The organism is Sphingomonas sp. FW306-05-A, from assembly GCF_058782275.1.
Map to the genome: position 1 here is coordinate 1082256 of NZ_JBYSXN010000001.1, position 15897 is coordinate 1098152.

Annotated in this window: 14 protein-coding genes and 1 tRNA gene; 7 read left to right on the forward strand and 8 right to left on the reverse strand. The window is 65.3% G+C overall.

Translation table 11 applies throughout. The features are described from left to right. The first annotated feature begins 2 nt into the window (after window positions 1–2). The 3 genes from AC3WJR_RS05010 (at window position 3) to AC3WJR_RS05020 (ending at window position 2800) form a co-directional block, all read left to right on the forward strand. Window positions 3–1118: a DUF2336 domain-containing protein gene (locus tag AC3WJR_RS05010; protein WP_492722814.1), complete on the forward strand. Its 1116-nt coding sequence runs from the start codon at window positions 3–5 to the stop codon at window positions 1116–1118. After that, a complete protein-coding gene (locus AC3WJR_RS05015; protein ID WP_492722816.1) occupies window positions 1115–2533 on the forward strand; it encodes a sensor histidine kinase in 1419 nt (472 codons plus the stop codon). Before AC3WJR_RS05010 ends, AC3WJR_RS05015 begins: the two co-directional genes overlap by 4 nt. 78 nt (window positions 2534–2611) lie before the next feature. After that, on the forward strand, window positions 2612–2800 hold the full coding sequence (locus AC3WJR_RS05020) for a hypothetical protein (protein ID WP_354280494.1): 189 nt from the start codon (window positions 2612–2614) through the stop codon (window positions 2798–2800). A 16-nt stretch (window positions 2801–2816) separates the two neighbouring features. Here the strand turns inward: AC3WJR_RS05020 and AC3WJR_RS05025 are convergent, their stop codons facing one another. The 3 genes from AC3WJR_RS05025 to AC3WJR_RS05035 all read right to left on the reverse strand — a co-directional run bounded on the left by AC3WJR_RS05025 (window position 2817) and on the right by AC3WJR_RS05035 (window position 5555). Further along, on the reverse strand, window positions 2817–3473 hold the full coding sequence (locus AC3WJR_RS05025) for a DUF4893 domain-containing protein (RefSeq protein WP_492722818.1): 657 nt from the start codon (window positions 3471–3473) through the stop codon (window positions 2817–2819). A gap of 105 nt (window positions 3474–3578) precedes the next feature. After that, complete coding sequence (locus AC3WJR_RS05030) at window positions 3579–4364, reverse strand: 3-hydroxybutyrate dehydrogenase (protein ID WP_492722820.1); 786 nt, start codon at window positions 4362–4364, stop codon at window positions 3579–3581. A gap of 30 nt (window positions 4365–4394) precedes the next feature. Beyond that, window positions 4395–5555 carry a patatin-like phospholipase family protein gene (locus tag AC3WJR_RS05035; RefSeq protein ID WP_354280499.1) on the reverse strand — a complete coding sequence of 387 codons (1161 nt, stop codon included), beginning with the start codon at window positions 5553–5555 and terminating at the stop codon, window positions 4395–4397. Between the two features lie 159 nt (window positions 5556–5714). Between AC3WJR_RS05035 and ypfJ the strand changes: the two genes are divergently transcribed. Continuing rightward, the gene (gene ypfJ / locus AC3WJR_RS05040; protein WP_492722822.1) at window positions 5715–6623 is read left to right on the forward strand and encodes a KPN_02809 family neutral zinc metallopeptidase; all 909 of its coding nucleotides are present in this window, start codon (window positions 5715–5717) and stop codon (window positions 6621–6623) included. A gap of 190 nt (window positions 6624–6813) precedes the next feature. Here ypfJ and AC3WJR_RS05045 read toward each other — a convergent pair whose 3' ends face one another. Then, entirely contained in the window at window positions 6814–7803 is a 990-nt protein-coding gene (locus AC3WJR_RS05045; protein WP_492722824.1) for an NADP-dependent oxidoreductase, read from the reverse strand. Between the two features lie 136 nt (window positions 7804–7939). Continuing rightward, window positions 7940–8989, reverse strand: a complete 1050-nt coding sequence (locus tag AC3WJR_RS05050) for a DUF2171 domain-containing protein (RefSeq protein WP_492722826.1) — start codon at window positions 8987–8989, stop codon at window positions 7940–7942. Window positions 8990–9234: 245 nt separating this feature from the next. On the opposite strand from AC3WJR_RS05050, the gene AC3WJR_RS05055 reads away from it, so the two are divergent. Beyond that, a tRNA-Ala gene (locus tag AC3WJR_RS05055) sits at window positions 9235–9310 on the forward strand. A gap of 58 nt (window positions 9311–9368) precedes the next feature. Here the strand turns inward: AC3WJR_RS05055 and AC3WJR_RS05060 are convergent. Beyond that, complete coding sequence (locus AC3WJR_RS05060) at window positions 9369–10256, reverse strand: Vgb family protein (RefSeq protein WP_492722828.1); 888 nt, start codon at window positions 10254–10256, stop codon at window positions 9369–9371. A gap of 258 nt (window positions 10257–10514) precedes the next feature. Then, window positions 10515–10904 (reverse strand): hypothetical protein, encoded by a 390-nt coding sequence (locus AC3WJR_RS05065; protein ID WP_492722830.1) that lies wholly within the window; start codon window positions 10902–10904, stop codon window positions 10515–10517. Between the two features lie 222 nt (window positions 10905–11126). Between AC3WJR_RS05065 and AC3WJR_RS05070 the strand changes: the two genes are divergently transcribed. After that, the gene (locus tag AC3WJR_RS05070; protein WP_492722832.1) at window positions 11127–11474 is read left to right on the forward strand and encodes a UrcA family protein; all 348 of its coding nucleotides are present in this window, start codon (window positions 11127–11129) and stop codon (window positions 11472–11474) included. 196 nt (window positions 11475–11670) lie between these two features. Further along, window positions 11671–13239 (forward strand): sulfotransferase family protein, encoded by a 1569-nt coding sequence (locus AC3WJR_RS05075; RefSeq protein ID WP_492722834.1) that lies wholly within the window; start codon window positions 11671–11673, stop codon window positions 13237–13239. A 69-nt stretch (window positions 13240–13308) separates the two neighbouring features. Here AC3WJR_RS05075 and AC3WJR_RS05080 read toward each other — a convergent pair whose 3' ends face one another. Continuing rightward, window positions 13309–15861 (reverse strand): TonB-dependent receptor, encoded by a 2553-nt coding sequence (locus AC3WJR_RS05080; protein ID WP_492722836.1) that lies wholly within the window; start codon window positions 15859–15861, stop codon window positions 13309–13311. Window positions 15862–15897 lie beyond the last annotated feature (36 nt).

The window sequence follows — 15897 nt, forward strand, 5'->3', positions numbered from 1 at the left end:
ATTTGGGAGCCACGGAAGGCGTTGCGGTGTTGCTGGCGCGTGCGAGTGCCGCGGAAACACGCACGACGGATCGGCTGTACGGCGCGATCGACGATGTGTTGATGGACGACGCCGTCCGGCTGGATGATCGCACCCGGTTGCGCATGCGCGCCGTACTGGCGCAGCTGGCCGGCGGGATCGAGGCGGCGTTGCGTAGCCACGCTGCACGATTGCTGATCGTGCGGGACGAAGCAGTCCTTGCCGAACGGTTGCGCATCACCGCGGCCCCCGTTTTCGCGCGGCTGAATGCGAGCGGCCTGCTGCGCGATCCCGCGCTGATCCGGGAATTGCTCGGGCGGGTGCGTCAGGATCTGATGGCCGACGCGCTGCCCATCCGTGCGCCCGACGACCCGGACCAGCCGAGCCTGCTGCCCCGGCTGTTGCACCATGTGAACCCGGCGGTCGGCGCAGCGTCGGGGGCGTTGCTCGCTGCCGAAAGCCAACGACGCAGCCATATGCCGATCGGCACGCCGCAATCGAGCGACTTGCCCGCGGACCTCCACCACCACCTCGTGTGGTGGAGCGCGGCGGCGTTGCGGATCGCGGTGGCCGATGCCGGGGACGGAGCGCTGTGGGCGCTCGATCGCGCGCTCGCCGAGGCGGCCGCGCACGAGATTGCCGCGCATGTCGAGGAGGATCGGCTCGAAGCGGTCGCGATGCGGCTGGCGGGCGCCCTGGACCCCGACGCGAAAGCCCGCGCACGGTTGCTGGTCGAGGCATTGTCCGATCGTCGCCTGTCGCTGGTGATCGCGTTGCTCGCGCAGGGGCTTGGGCTCGATTATGCCGACATGCGCGAGATCGTCCTCGATCCGGAAGGCGAGCGCTTGTGGCTGGCGTTGCGCGCGCTCGACCTGGACCGCACGACGGTGGCGCGGATCGGTCTGGCGATGGCGGAGGCGGACCCGCGGCGCGACGTGGACGGTTTCGCCGACGCGCTCGACGAGATCATGGCCACCGATCACGTCGCGGCGTCCAAGGCGCTGGCCCCATTGCTGCTGCACCGCGAGTATCGTGCGGCGCTCAGCGCGATAGAGCGCGGCGTGCGGCGGGCCTGGCCTTCGGCAGGCACGCGGGGGTGAGCCTCGATGACCCGGTGCTATCAACGACGGTGCACGCGACACTGGATGCCGCGGGCCGGCTGGTTGCCGCGGACCGGCGGCTGATCGCACTGAATGCGGGGGCGGGGGGCATGGTCGGAGCGCCCCTTGCGGTTCCCGCGCTGGCCAAGCTGGTGCGGCTGGCGTTGCGTCTGGGCATTCCGGTGGCGCGGACGGTGATCGTCGCGGACGGCGGGGACGATCTCGATCTCTGGGCGCGCGCCGATCCCATCGCGGATGGTGACCGCAAGGGGGTCGACCTTATACTGGTCGGGTGGCGGTTGCGCGATCCGTGGCAGCCCGCTGCATCGCAGGAGACCCGCGACGAGGACTTCCTGCGTAGCGCCGCGCACTGGGTGTGGGAAACCGACTCTGCGTTGGCGCTGACGCATCTGTCGGCGCGCTCACCCGTGTCGCCCGATTTCGACGGGACCACGGTTCTTGGTCAGCCGCTGACCCGATTGTTCGCTCTTGCCGAGGACGACGTCCGCGCCTTGCCGATCCTCAGCGGTCTGGCGCTGCGTCAGCCGTTCGATCGGCAGCGCGCCACGGTTCGCCAGACCGGGCAGGCGGTGCTGCTGTCGGCGATGCCGCGAACTGATGCGCAAGGGGCATTCTGCGGTTTCATGGGCACGGCGAATTGCGACGACGCACCCGACCGCGCCGTCACCGATACGCTGCTGCCTCCGACACCACATGATCTCGCGGGGTTCACCGGCACCATCGCGGAACGGCTGGACCGGACGCTGCGCGTACCGCTCGGCCGGATCATCGCGACGGCGGAAACGATCCGGGCGCAGGCGGACGGACCGCTGCGCCCGGACTATGCAGATTATGCGGCCGATATCGCCAATGCAGGACGCCACCTGGTCGGTCTGGTCGACGATCTGGTCGACCTTCAGACGATCGAACTTCCGGGGTTCACGATCCTGCCGCAGCCCGTCGACCTTGCCGAGATCGCGCGCCGAGCGACCGGGATGTTGCGGATGCGTGCGTCGTCCGCGCGCGTGCAGATCGACGGGCCTTCTGCGGAGCAGGCGGTGCGCGCGATGGGGAATGCACGCCGGGGGTTGCAGATCGTCGTCAATCTCATCGCCAATGCGGTGCGCTATTCGCCGCTCGATGGCATGATCTGGATCCGGGTCGAACGCGAAGGGCATTTCGCCGCGATCATCGTCGGCGATCAGGGCAAGGGGATCGCGGCGGTGGATCAGGCCCGGATTTTCAACAAGTTCGAACGCGTCGATCCGCACGAAGCGGGCGGATCCGGCCTTGGCCTGTACATCGCACGGAGACTGGCGAGGGCGATGGGGGGAGACGTGACGGTCGACAGCGCACCCGGACAGGGGGCACGGTTCGTCTTCACCCTGCCGCGCGATGCGTCGGACATGACATAATCGTCAATTGACGCGGCGCGTCTGCTGGGTAGCTTCGACGCTGCCCAGGTACGGGCGGTTGGTTTTGGGAGTGTTCGTATGCGTAAGCTTATTCTGGCAGCGTCCGTGCTGGCGTTCGCGGTCGGCACCGCGCCAGCCGTGGCGGCACCGTGCAAGGATGCCAAGGGCCGGTTTACCAAATGCCCGACGGTAGCGCCCAAGGCCGGCAAATGCCGCCTCAATGGCAAGTTCGCGAAGTGCGGGACGCCGGGTGCGAAGCCTGCCTGACGGCCTTTAACGCGCTTTACGGCGCAGGCACGATCTCGACGACGTTGAGCAAGGATTCGAACCGGGGCGAGGGCAGGACCATCCGCCATCGTTCCGGCTCGATCCGTTCGACATACCCCGCAAGGTCGCGGTTGCCGTCCCGCCCATAGGCAAGCGGGCGTTGCTCATCGGCGAACAGCATCGTCCCGAGGAACACCGCGCGCGTCGACGTGTCATCATACAGCGTCCCGACGGGGCGTTGTGCCCCATCGACCTTGTAGAGCCAGACGGCACCGTCCGCGACCTCAACCCGGCATTCAACCGGGGGATAGCGCGTCAGGTCGCGCATCGCGGTGCCGTTCGCCCCCAGTTTGATCATCTGGCAGCGATAGCGTCCCGCCGGGGGCGTCGGGTTGGGCAAGGCGTGGTCAGGGTCGAACAGCGTCGGATCGGCCTCGATCGACGCGATCAGCCCGGCACCCCGGACCTTGGCCAGCGCTTCGAGCCATGCACCGCGCCACGATCGTAACCGGGCTCGGTCGGGCGGGGTCGCCACGCGGCGCCAGTCGGTTTGCCGGTCCGCGGGCGGGACGAGCGCGGGCTGCGCGGGCGCCTGTCGTGCACAGCCGCCGAACACGCCGACCATCGTACACAGGATCAGCCCCGATACGCGGGCCAGGCCGTTCACCGGCATAGGGTCATGTTGGGCATCTTGCGGACCGATGGGACATGACCCCCATCAACCACGCTGTTCCAGCAATGCCAAGGACTTCCGTTATCCCCGCGCGTTACGCAGCGGTCAGGCGGCGGTCCAGCCGCCGTCGACCGACAGGTTCGCGCCGGTGATCGCCTTCGCCTCGTCGCGGCACAGGAACAAGGCGAGGGCGGCGACCTGTTCGATCGTGACGAACTCCTTGGTCGGCTGCGCGGCAAGCAGGACGTCGTCCATCACTTGCTCGCGGGTCAGTCCACGCGCCTTCATCGTGTCCGGGATCTGCGCCTCGACCAGCGGGGTCCAGACATAACCGGGCGAAATGCAGTTGACCGTGACGCCGTGGGTCGCGGTTTCGAGCGCGATCGTCTTGGTCAGGCCGGCAAGCCCGTGCTTGGCCATCACGTAGGCCGACTTGTTGGGGCTTGCGACGAGCGAATGCGCCGATGCGGTGGAAATGATCCGGCCCCACCCCGCGGCCTTCATGTGCGGCACCGCGGCCTGCATCATGTACCAGGCGGAATGCAGGTTGATCTGCATGATCGCCTCGAACTTGTCGACGGGGAAGTCCTCGATCGGTGCGACATACTGGATGCCCGCATTGTTGACGATGATGTCGGGTCCGCCGAGTTCCGCATGGCACCGCGCGACCATCGCAGCGATCTGGTCGGGCTTGGTCATGTCGGCGGGGTCGTACAGTGCCTTCGCACCGCTGGTCGCTTCCAGTCTGGCGCGTTCGGCCTCGATTCCGGCGGGGTCGCCGAACCCGTTGATTATTACGCTCGCGCCTTCGGCGGCGAAGACCTTCGCATATTCCAGTCCGATGCCGGAGGTCGATCCGGTCACGATCGCGGTTTTACCCTTGAGGAACATAGCGGGGGTCTCCGATGGTGCGGTGAAGGGTCAGATCGGGCGGGGCGTGATCGGCTGGGTCAGGTCGAAAGCGGCGCTCTTGCCGGTCTCGATATTCTGCGCGATCAATTGCGCGTTGGCCATCGTCTCGGCAACCGCCTTCATGCCCGCATTCCAATGCTCGCGCATCGTCCGCGCAGAAAATTCGAAGTCGCGGCTCCCGCCCTCCCAAGCATTGGCGCGGTGAATGAGGTGGACGAGGTTGACCGGATCCGCATTGGTCCGTGCGGCCAGCGCCATGACGTCGGGATCGTCCCGCATCTCGGCGGGCAGCTTCGCGAGCACCCGACGCGCGAGCTCGCGATCCTTGCGGTCGCGCATCATCATGTCCGACACCTGCCGCGTGCGGCTCGAGAAGCGGATCTCCTTCTCGCGCGCCATCACGTCCATGATCGTACGCGGGCGCTCGGTCGCGGCGGGAAACAGATCGATCTGGAAGGCGAGCAATTCGCCCTGCTGATGCTCGAGCACATGCGTCAGCGGGGTATTCGAGACGAGCCCGCCATCCCACCACAGCCGCCCGTCGATCTCGACCGCGGGCAAGCCCGGCGGCAATGCGCCGGACGCCATGATGTGGCGCGCATCGATCCGCGTCTCGGTGGTGTCGAAATAGGCGAAGTTGCCGCTCTCCACGTCGACCGCGCCAACCGACAGACGCACCGGACCGGTGTTGAGCAGATCCCAGTCAATCAGCCCGTCGAGCGTCGCCTTGAGCGGGGAACTGTCATAGAAGCTCGTCGCTTCCGGCGTACCGGGCAACGCGAGCGTCGGCGGGACGAAACGCGGCGAGAAAAAGCCGGGCACGCCGCCGGCGATCACCGTCGCGGCGGACCATTCGTGGAGAAATTCGCGAATCCGGTCATCGGGAAAGATCGGGAAACTGGGCAACGACCCGGTCATCGTGTCCCAGAATGCCGCAAGCTTCTCGACACGCTTTTCGGGTGGGTTGCCCGCGAAGATCGCCGCGTTGATCGCGCCGATCGAGATGCCCGAGACCCAGTCGACCTCGATCCCGCTCGATGCGAGCCCCTCGATCACCCCGGCCTGATAGCTCCCCAACGCGCCGCCGCCCTGCAACACCAGGGCGACGCATTCGGGTAACGGCAACGACTTTGCCCGCCGTTTCGGTCTGATCGATTCGATATCCGCCATGCACGAGACATGGGGCTGTTGCAGTGCGGGATCAACGCCGGTTGCGGTGAACGTGGCATAACCGGCTACAAAAGAACGCTGCGCGCGACGTCGCTTGCAACAAGCCGGGCCGCCGCGCATTCATGCCGCAACGGCAACGACTTTCGGAATACTCCCGCCATGCGTCTTGATGATTTCGATCCCAACATCAACGTCGAGGACCAGCGCGGGCAGGGCGGCGGCGGCGGTTTCGGCGGTGGCGGCGGCCTGTTGTTCGGGCTGGTGCCGATGATCTTCAGCCGGTTCGGCTGCGGCGGGGTCGCGGTCCTGCTGGCGGTGATGTTCTTCTTGGGTGGTGGTCTCGGGATGCTCGGCGGTGGCGGCGGGCAAAGCGGCGCACCGACGCAGCAAGTCGGCCAGCCCCGCGCGGGCACCGACACGCAGTCGATGTGCTCGGTCAACCCGGAGAGCAAGGCCGCGTGCAATGCGTTCAGCTCGGCGGACAAGACCTGGGCCGCGATCTTCCAGCGCAACGGACAGCAGTTCCAGCAGCCCAAGCTCGTCTTCTACGGCGGCAACGGCCAGTCGGGCTGCGGCGCGGCGCAAAGCGCGATGGGGCCGTTCTATTGCCCGCGTGACCGGGGCGTCTATCTCGACACGAGCTTCTTTGCCGAACTGGCCGACAAGTTCGGTGCCAAGGGCGACTTCGCGCAATATTACGTCATCGCGCATGAATTCGGGCATCACATCCAGAACCTGCTGGGTACGTCCGATCAGGTGTCGCGCATCCAGCGCAGCGGCAGCGAAGTCGAGGGCAACCAGGCGTCGGTAAAGCTCGAGCTGCAGGCCGATTGCTATGCGGGCGTATGGGCGGCGCAAAACCGTGATCGGCTCGAACCCGGCGATATCGAGGAAGGCATGACCGCCGCTCGCGCGATCGGTGACGATACGCTGCAGAAGCAGTCACAGGGGCGCGTTGTTCCCGACAGCTTCACGCATGGTACGTCGGCACAGCGGATGAAGTGGCTGCGGGTCGGCATGGAAAGCGGTGATCCGAATGCGTGCAACACATTCGAGGGCGCGATCTGAGCGATCGCTGACTTTTATCTTTCTTCTGCTTCCCCGGCGAAGGCCGGGGCCCAGTAGCGAGAAGGGGGGTAACGAAGCGCGATCCGACGATCATCATCGTTCCGCTACTGGGCCCCGGCCTTCGCCGGGGAAGCGAAAAAAGAAAGGGGAAGAACGGGAGCGTCGCACCGCGAAGCTCCCGTCCAACCGCTTATAACTTCACCAGCATCTTGCCGGTATTGCCCCCGCTGAACAGCCCCATGAACGCATCCGGCGTCGCATCCAGACCCTCGTGGACGGTATCCTGGCTCTGCAGCGCCCCGGACTTCACCATCGCGGCCATGTCCTCGTAGAACTCGCTCGCCCGCGCGAAATATGGCGTGACGAGGAACCCCTGGATCCGGATGCGCGCAGCGATCACCCGCATCAGATATTTGAGCTGCGTCGGCGTGCTGCTGTTATACCCGTCGATCATTCCGCAGATCGCAAACCGTGCCCCGTCGCGCGCATGCGCGAGCGCGGCATCGAGATGGTCGCCGCCGACATTGTCGAAATAGACGTCGATCCCGTCGGGGGCCGCTGCGCCGAGCGCCTTCACCAGTGGCACGTCGCCTTTGTAATCGATCACATGGTCCGCCCCGAGCGACTTGACCCATGCGCACTTGTCCGCGCCGCCGGCTGAACCGATCACGGTCATGCCCTTGGCCTTGGCGACCTGCACCACGGTCGATCCGACCGCGCCAGCTGCCGCCGACACGAACACGGTTTCGCCCGCCTTTGCCGACGCCACGTCGAGCAGCCCCCAATAAGCGGTCGTCCCCGGCATCCCGAGCATCCCGAGGAACTGCTGCACCGGCACCCCAAGATCAGGGAGCTTCTGCACCTGCGATGCTGGCAGCACTGCTTCGTCACGCCAGCCAAGCATATGCTGGACCATGTCGCCGACCTTGATCGCGTCCGCATTGCTCTCGACCACCTCGCCGATCGCGCCGCCCTGCATCGGCTCGCCCAGCGCGAAGGGGGCAACGTAGGACTTCGTGTCGTTCATGCGGCCGCGCATGTAGGGATCGACCGACAACCACCGATTGGCGACGCGCACTTCGCCGTTGCCGAGCGCGGTCGACGGGGTTTCGCTGAGCGCGAAGTTGTCCGCAGTGGGCATCCCTGCCGGGCGGCTTTTCAAGGTCCAGGAACGGGGCATTGTTACTTACTCCTTGGTGATTTCGAACGGGAGGTATGCCGTGCAAGCGCGGCTGGCAACGAAAAAACCCCTCCCCCGCGATGGCGGGGAAGGGGCCTTCGAAGCGACGCCAAAGTTTGCTGGCGTTACAAAGACCTTAGTAGGTCCCGCCAAAGCTCCGGTTGAGCGTGTGCGGGCCATCGCTGGTCTTGGTGTCGGACGTGCCGGGCTTCTTGTCGTCATCGCCGAACAGTGCCTGGTTACGCTCTTCGTCACGCCAATGCGCCTTGGCTTCGTCGGCGGTCTTCGAGATCGTCACCTTGTCGTCGACGGTCTGCAGCCAGCTCGACGGGATTGAATGATGGCGTCCGCCTGCATCCGAGTCGGTCTTGGTCAGCACGATCCGGTCGCCACGCACCTTGTCGACCGTGCCGACATGCGCGCCGTCCGAACCGACGACTTCCATATGCTCGGTGACCTTGGACAGGGACGAACGCTGCGTCTGACGATTGCTGCGCCACGAGCCAAATTCCGACTCGAACTTGGTACGGTTTTCGCGGCGATACTCGTCATAGTCGCGGTCGAGCGCGTCGATCTGCGACCGGCGCCAGCCAGTGTAGTGATCGTCGTTATGGCTCCGCTCGTTGCCGTAACGCTGGTCGTCGAAACGCGCATCGAATTCACGACGGCGTTGTGCCTCGTCATCGCCGAACCACGAACGAACCTCATCGCCTGCGCGATCGAAGAAGCCGCGGTCGTCATAATCATAGCCCTGCGGCTGGCGACCGTAGCCTTGCTGGCCACCGCCGGACTGCTGGCCCCGACCATAATCCTGGCTGGCACCACGGTTGCCATAGGACTGCTGTCGACCATAATCGCCGCGATTGTCGCCTTGGCCTTGGGAACGACCCTGGAAGCGATCACCGCTGCTGCGGTTCGCACCATAACCACGACCATCATCCTGGCCGTAGGACCGGTCACCGTAGCCGCCTGCACCATAGCGATCGTTGCCGCCCTGGCCCTGGTATCCGCCGCGCTCACGACCGTAGTCACCGCGGTTGTTTTCGGACGATCCGTAATTCTGGTATCGGTCGGACCCGCGTCCGTACGATCCGCGGTCGCCATAGTCGCTCTGGCCGTAGCCGTCGTTCTGGTCGCGGTTGCCGGTACGGTCCGAATACGACCGGGGATAGCGTTCATCTACCATGATAGCGTCCTCCTGAGACAATGGTCATCAAATGGCGCGGCGTTTGTCGCGTCGCATTGACAGGGGGATAAACTCGGGAAAAACCGAACCGGTTCCGCTCTTTGCCGCAGGCTTGGGGCACGTCGTCGCCGCGCGCCCGGAGCATTTCCGAAGATTGCGTATGGCACCGTCGCATTGTCGTTGCGTGCCGCGCAAACCGCGGTTAAGGCGGCAGCACCGCCCACAAGGCGGACGAGGCGTGGTGCGGGGCTGTAGCTCAGATGGGAGAGCGCTGCAATCGCACTGCAGAGGCCAGCGGTTCGATTCCGCTCAGCTCCACCACGCCACTTGCCGCCCGAAAGAATGTCCGAGTACAGCCTTGGTAGGCCCAAACGGCGCTTCAGCGCCGGGCGCGGCAATCTTTCGGCAAGGCTTTCAGCGGGATGCGCGATACCGTCCCGGAGCGCAGGTTGGTCAGCCAGACAGCCTTGTGGCCGACCGACAGCGAATCCCCGCCATCCCCGGTCCACTGACACAGCACGGTCGCGGTGGCGGCATCGACGACCGTCAGCGGGGTCTTCATCATCGTCGTCCAGACCCGTCCCGCGCCGAATGCAATGTCCCCGCCGGGGCCCGGTGTGTTGAGCGGGAGTGTCACCGTCGTCCGGCGTGTCGCGATGTCGATCCGGCTCACGTCGCCGTTGCCCTGGTTGAGCGTCCACACCGCGCCATGACCGGCGGTCACGAAACGCGGAGCCTTGCCGACGGGGATCGACCCCACGATCTTGGACGTGCGCGCATCAACGACCGTCACTTCGCCACCCTCGACCCGGGTGACCCAGACAAAGCCGTCGCTGAATACCGGGTTATAGGAGCCCGGCGGGAGCTGGATCACATTGAGAACCGCTCCGCTGACGGGATCGATCCGCGCGAGCGAACCGGTCTTGTCGGTGACCAGCCAGACGCTGCCCGCGCCGACCGCGATGCTCTGTTCGCCCCGCACCGGCCCCACGTCGAACACGCGATCGAGCACGCGCTTCCTCAAGTCGACCTTAGCGAGTTTCGGCATCGGTCCGCACAATGGCACCCACACGAAGTCCGCGTCCGCGGTAATGCCCGCACACGGACGACCCGGCAGCGCGATCGTCGTGACGCGGTTGGTGCGGGGATCGATCGCATTGACCGAGTTAGGCCCACTGCTGCCGACCCACACGGCGTCCGCGGTGATCGCCACCCAGTCCGCAGTTTTTCCGATCGGGATCGTTGCGGCGATCTTAAGGTCTGTCATCGGCCTGACGATGGGCGGGGATGGCCGCTGCCCCTCTGTTGCGGCGGTTCCGTTCTGGGCGCTCGCACCGCCGGCGTTCGTAACGGCGGCGAGCATGGCGAGGGTCGTGCAGATCGTGCGGCGGCGGAATTGAAGGGCGATCACGGTTTGGTCCTTTTGGATTTCTGGCGCGGTGAATGGTCTCGCGTCTGAGCGTCGATCGCCGCTATGCCGTCGTGACAATGAGATGGGCGGTTCGCGTCGAAAGATGATGGACGCCTAGCGGGCCCGTACTTCGAGAGAGGCGAGCTGAACGCCCGAAAAGAGCAGCCCGATCGGCAGAGGTACGATGGCTTCCCCGCCGGTCCCGCCGTCAGTCTCGCCGACGTGCACCGTGATCGTCCGCGTCAACGGTGGAAACCAAGTGCGGACCGTCTGCAGCGGCACAGCCACACGCCAGGTGCGCGCCCCCGAAACAGGGACGAGATGATCGCCCAGGGTAACCGCCGCCTTGGTATCGGGCCGCCGTCCCGTCACCATCAGGCACGTCTCGGCACCACAGTGTCGCAGATAGGTCCGTGCCTCGACGCGCGGTGCTGCGTCCGCCACGCCGCCCGCCAGGAACGACACGCCAAGCGTACAGAGGAGGCGGATGGGGGGTGGTGCCATGCGCACGGTGATCGAACAGCGTGTCCAAACAGCCCATACGCTTTTTGACGTAGGGCGGGGCGGATGGGCGTTGCTCGTTGCTTGATCCCCGGCAAATCGTTCTTTTGCCACGAGATGTGAGCTTTCGCAGAACTGACGCGTTGTTTGGCGAGAAGCGTGAGGTGGTGTACAGCGTTTGCAAGGTCGTCGCAGAACGATCTTGATACACCGTAGGAGATTGTGATGTTGAAGTTGGCTCTGGGCGCGCTTGCGACCCTCGCGATGGTGCCCGCGGTTTCGGCCGCGGTCCCGGAGAACCCATTGGTAAAGGATGCCGTGGTTCTCGATCTTAAGAACATCGATCTGGCGACGGTAAGCGGTCAGCGGCGCCTTGCGATCCGGATGGATCAGGCGGCGCGCGCGGTATGCGGCTCGGGCCTCGCCACGATCCATCTGGCACTCGAGGAGCAAGCGCGCACGTGCCGCGCAGAAGTCGTCGCCGACGTCCGTTCGCGGATCGAGGCGCGCGGTGCCTCGACCGTTGCCAATGCATCGCTGCCATCGCGCACAGCATTGGCGTCGCTGCGCTAATCGGGCGTCGATGATTGCTCCCCGCGGATACGGGCGTATCCCGGGGAGCATGTCGGGGAGGCGTCCGATGCGCCGGATGCGTCATTGTGCGTATACCCATCGAGCACCCCGTGGCAGACCTCAAGACCGTTCGCGGTTCTGGAGGTAGAGCTATCGTCTGTCATCGTCCCCAAGTCGGCACGCGCGTCGGGTCGATGTGAGCCACGACCCCCGTATCGCCGCGGCGGAAGCGGCGCTCGAACGCGGTGATATTGCCAAGGCCGTCACTTTGGCGTCGGCGCTGTGCGACCAGCGACCCGATCTTCCCGACGGCTGGTATTTGCTTGGTTTGGCCGAAGCCGCTGCCGGCCGTGTCTCTCGTGGGCTTCCGCTGGTGCAGCGTGCGGTCGCGCAGGCACCGACGCCACGACGGCTCGCGCAATATGCACGGCTGCTTAGCCTCGGGCGGCGGGACGGCGAGGCGGGGCGCACGGCGCGCGAGGCACTCGCATCAGGTCCGGAAGATGCGCTGAGCTTCGATACGATCGGGTGCGTGCTGGCGCGGCTTGGCGATCACGAGGGTTCGATCGCCCCCTTCAAGGCGGCGGTGACCCGCGAGCCCGGCGATATCGGCTTTCGCTATAACCTCGCGGCGGCGTGCGGCTTCACCGGTCGTATTGCCGAGGCGCGCGACCATTACGAAGTCCTGCTCAACCGCGAGCCGCGCTACGCCCGCGCGCATTACGCGCTCGCGATCCTCGAGCGGCAGACTGCCAGCAGCAACCACATCGATCGGCTGCGCGCGGTGCTGGCAAGCACGAATGACCCGCTCGATATGATGCGGTTGCGCTATGCGTTGGCGAAGGAACTCGAGGACCTCGGCTGCCACCACGACGCCTATGCGCACCTCGCCATCGCCAACGCCGCGCGGAAGCACGACCTCGGCTATGACTTCGCGAGCGATGCAGCACTGTTCGATGCGCTGGAGACGGGCTTTGCGGCGGATGTCCTGCCGGGGGAGGGACTGGACACGCGTGCCCCGATCTTCGTGGTCGGCATGCCGCGCACCGGCACCACGCTGGTCGACCGGATCCTGTCGTCGCACCCAGACGTGGCGTCGGCGGGCGAGTTGCAGGCGATGCCGCTCGCGGTGAAGGAAGCTGCCGCCACCCCGTCGCGCGTCGTGGTGGACGCGGCCACGATTGCTGCGTCGCTGACAGCGGACCCGCGCGTATTAGGCGAACGCTACATGGCGCGCGCAACCCCGCACTGGCCTGCGGGCAGTTTGCACTTCGTCGACAAATTACCCGCCAACATGCTGTATGTTGGCCATATTGCCCGCGCACTGCCGCATGCGCGGATCGTCTGCCTGCGCCGCAATCCGATGGACACGGTGTGGAGCAACTTCAAGAATCTGTTCGCGCCGGGCTCGCCTTACTACTTCTATTCCAACGATCTGATGGACATCGCGCGTTATTATGCGCGGTTCGATCGGCTGGTTGCGTTCTGGCAGTCCCGCTTCCCCGGCCGCATTCTCGAACTCGGCTATGAGGCGCTCGTCGCCGATCAGGAGGGCGAGACACGACGGTTGCTCGACCATTGCGGTCTCGGCTGGGACGCCGCAACGCTCGCCTTCCACGCAAACACCGCCGCCGTCGCGACACCGAGCGCGGCCCAGGTCCGCCGCCCGATCAACGCCGACGCGGTCAGACGCTGGCGAGTCCACGCCGAGGCGCTGGAACCCGTGCGCCGCTTCTTCGAGGCGAATGGCATCGTCGTGGACTGACGTACCCATGGACGGCAAAGCGCCACCTGATCGTACCGATCAAGTGGCGCCGTGTCTCGTCACGCTTTCTCAGAGATGGACGCGGACCTCCGCACCGACGGTACGCGGCTGGATCACGCCGAAGCCGTAGGAACGGATCTGCACACCATCGTTCTGGCGCGCCATTGTGTAGTCGTTCGCCACGCTGGTGACGGCATATTTGTCGAAGATGTTGTTGGAGAAGATCGACGCTTCCCAATTATCCTTCTTGTAGGTGATCGACGCACGGCTGGTCGAATATCCCGGGATCGCCTCGCCATACCCACGCAGACCCGTGGTGGAATAGGTGTCGCTACGCGCCGCCGTGCTCCACACGAAGCCCAGATCGGCACCGCTCGCCATCGGCACCGAATAGGTGGCGGTGAGCGACCCGGCGTGTCTGGACGACCCAGGCAGACGATCCCCTGAAAACGCATCGCCCGCGCCCGGAACGTTGAAATTGTTGCTCAACCCTCCGATCAGCCCGGGTGCGTCCTGTGTCAGCTTGGCATCGAGATAGGTGTAATTGCCTGACAGGTTGAACTTGCCGCGTGTGAACGACAGCGTTCCCTCTACGCCGCGGCTGCGCGCGCCGCCGGCATTGGCGGTAATGCCCACCGCACCGTTCGCGGTCTGGCTGCCCAACTGGAGGTTCGACCAGTCGATGTTGTAGATGTCGATCGTGCCTTGCAGCATCCGGTTGAGCAGGCTGAACCGCAGACCAACTTCATAATTGGTAGTCTTGTCAGGACCATAGGCCAGTTCGTTCGGAAGAGCGCAGACGTTCTGGCCGGGCGGGAGCGGTACGATGCAAGGGGCAACGCGATTGACGCCGCCGATGCGGTAGCCGGTCGAATAGGTCGCATAGCCAAACACCGTCGGGCTGAACTGATAGGAGACGTTTGCCTTGTAGACGAACCCGTCGTCCGTGGTGGACCCGGTCCGCACGCGCGAGGGATCGAACTGGATCAGCGGATAGGGCGTGCGGCGGCGGCCGCCCGACAGCAGCGGCGTGTCGGTCGCGCCGGAGATGTAGGATTTGTACGTGTAGTAGCGCAGTCCGCCGGTGACTTGCAGCTTGGGCGTGATGTGCCACGTCGCTTCGCCGAACGCCGCATATTCCTTGGTATAGGTGTCGGTGAACGAGATGTATTCCAGCCCGTCCGGCCGGACCAGCCCGCGGTACAGCGTGCCGTACAGGCTGCCGCGACCGGTCGAGTTGGCGGCGCCGAACTCGGGGAAACCGGGGATCCGCTCGGCACTGAACGTGTAGCTCTTATAGTGGTTGTAGAAGCCTCCGAGGATCCAGTTGATCGGCCCGCCGTGGGTCGAAACGAGCCGGAGTTCCTGGTTGAACTGCTTGGGGTCGCTGTCCGACGTGGTCGTGCCCGCAAAGGCCGGGAACAGCTCGTAATCATAATCGAGATCGAGCAGCAGGTCGGCGATGTCGCTCTGGCTGGAGAGATGCTGCTTGGAATAAGCGGTGGCGGAGACAAGCTGCGCAACGCTTCCGATGTCGACTTCGACTTCGGCTGCGAACATGTCGAGCGTGCGGCGTGACGGCTGCTCGACGCGCCCGCCATTTTCGTATCTTCCGGTCCCGAGCACGCCCTGGCAATTGGCATAGACGCATTGCCCGTCAGGGAAGGCGACGCCGTTGCTGTTCAGCGTGTACTTCGCGCCGAAGCCGCCGTTGGTCTGCGTTCCGTGGGTCTTCGTGTCCTGCCGGATGTAGCTGAACGTCGGGCGCAGCCAGCCGAAGTCGAAGCCCAATTGTGCGCGGATGGAATAGGTATTCTCGTCGTTCAGATCCTTGCCGCGGCGCAGGTTGGCCGCCACCGCCGCTGGATCGTTGAAGTCAGGCTGCGGCAACGACACGCCGAGGGTCTTGACCAGATAGGGGGAGTCCATGAACCCCGGATCGCGGTAATAGCCGCCGGTCACACGCAGCGCGACCTTGTCCCGGATGATCGGCAGGTTGATCGTTGCATCGGTGACCGCGCCGACGCCGTCGGAATGCGCGACGTCGTAGATCCGCGCATGACCTGTGGCTTCGATCTTGCTGAAGTTGGGGCGGTTGGGGATGTAGCGGATCGCGCCCGCCAGTGTACCGAGGCCGTACAGCGTCCCCTGCGGCCCGAGCAACGTTTCGACCCGGTTGATGTCGAGGAACTTGAAGTCGACGTAGAGCGGGATCTCGCCCAGATACACGCCGACCGCGGTGCTGCGATTGCTGCCGCCCGGACCACCCGACGTGATGCCGCGCATCACGATGCTGTTGGCCGTACGCGGGCCGGTGTCGGGCACGGTCAGCCCAGGCGTATAGAGCCCGAGGTCGCCGACGTCGTCGAGCCGGTTGCTCTCCAGTGCCGCCCCACCGATTGCCGAGATGTTGATCGGGGCGGTCTGCAACGACACGGCGCGCCGTGTCGCGGTGACCACGATATCGTTCGAACCCTGCGGTTCCTCGGTTTCCGCCGCGATCGCCGTCGCGCTGGGCGTCTCGGCCGCAGATTGCTGCTGCGCGTATGCCGGGCTCATGACGACGCCCGAGAGAATAGTAGCAGATAGCAGCCGTAGCCGCATCCGTGCGCGATCGATCACGATAGTACCCCTTTTGCCCGCCTGATTTGCCTGACT

Bases quoted from the DNA above. Each gene is read 5' to 3' on its own strand.
- AC3WJR_RS05070 (WP_492722832.1), top strand. From the start codon at position 11,127: ATGTTGAAGTTGGCTCTGGGCGCGCTTGCGACCCTCGCGATGGTGCCC.
- AC3WJR_RS05035 (WP_354280499.1), bottom strand. From the start codon at position 5,555: ATGGCGGATATCGAATCGATCAGACCGAAACGGCGGGCAAAGTCGTTG.
- AC3WJR_RS05045 (WP_492722824.1), bottom strand. From the start codon at position 7,803: ATGCCCCGTTCCTGGACCTTGAAAAGCCGCCCGGCAGGGATGCCCACT.
- AC3WJR_RS05060 (WP_492722828.1), bottom strand. From the start codon at position 10,256: ATGACAGACCTTAAGATCGCCGCAACGATCCCGATCGGAAAAACTGCG.
- AC3WJR_RS05025 (WP_492722818.1), bottom strand. From the start codon at position 3,473: ATGCCGGTGAACGGCCTGGCCCGCGTATCGGGGCTGATCCTGTGTACG.
- AC3WJR_RS05065 (WP_492722830.1), bottom strand. From the start codon at position 10,904: ATGGCACCACCCCCCATCCGCCTCCTCTGTACGCTTGGCGTGTCGTTC.
- AC3WJR_RS05020 (WP_354280494.1), top strand. From the start codon at position 2,612: ATGCGTAAGCTTATTCTGGCAGCGTCCGTGCTGGCGTTCGCGGTCGGC.
- AC3WJR_RS05030 (WP_492722820.1), bottom strand. From the start codon at position 4,364: ATGTTCCTCAAGGGTAAAACCGCGATCGTGACCGGATCGACCTCCGGC.
- AC3WJR_RS05050 (WP_492722826.1), bottom strand. From the start codon at position 8,989: ATGGTAGATGAACGCTATCCCCGGTCGTATTCGGACCGTACCGGCAAC.
- ypfJ (WP_492722822.1), top strand. From the start codon at position 5,715: ATGCGTCTTGATGATTTCGATCCCAACATCAACGTCGAGGACCAGCGC.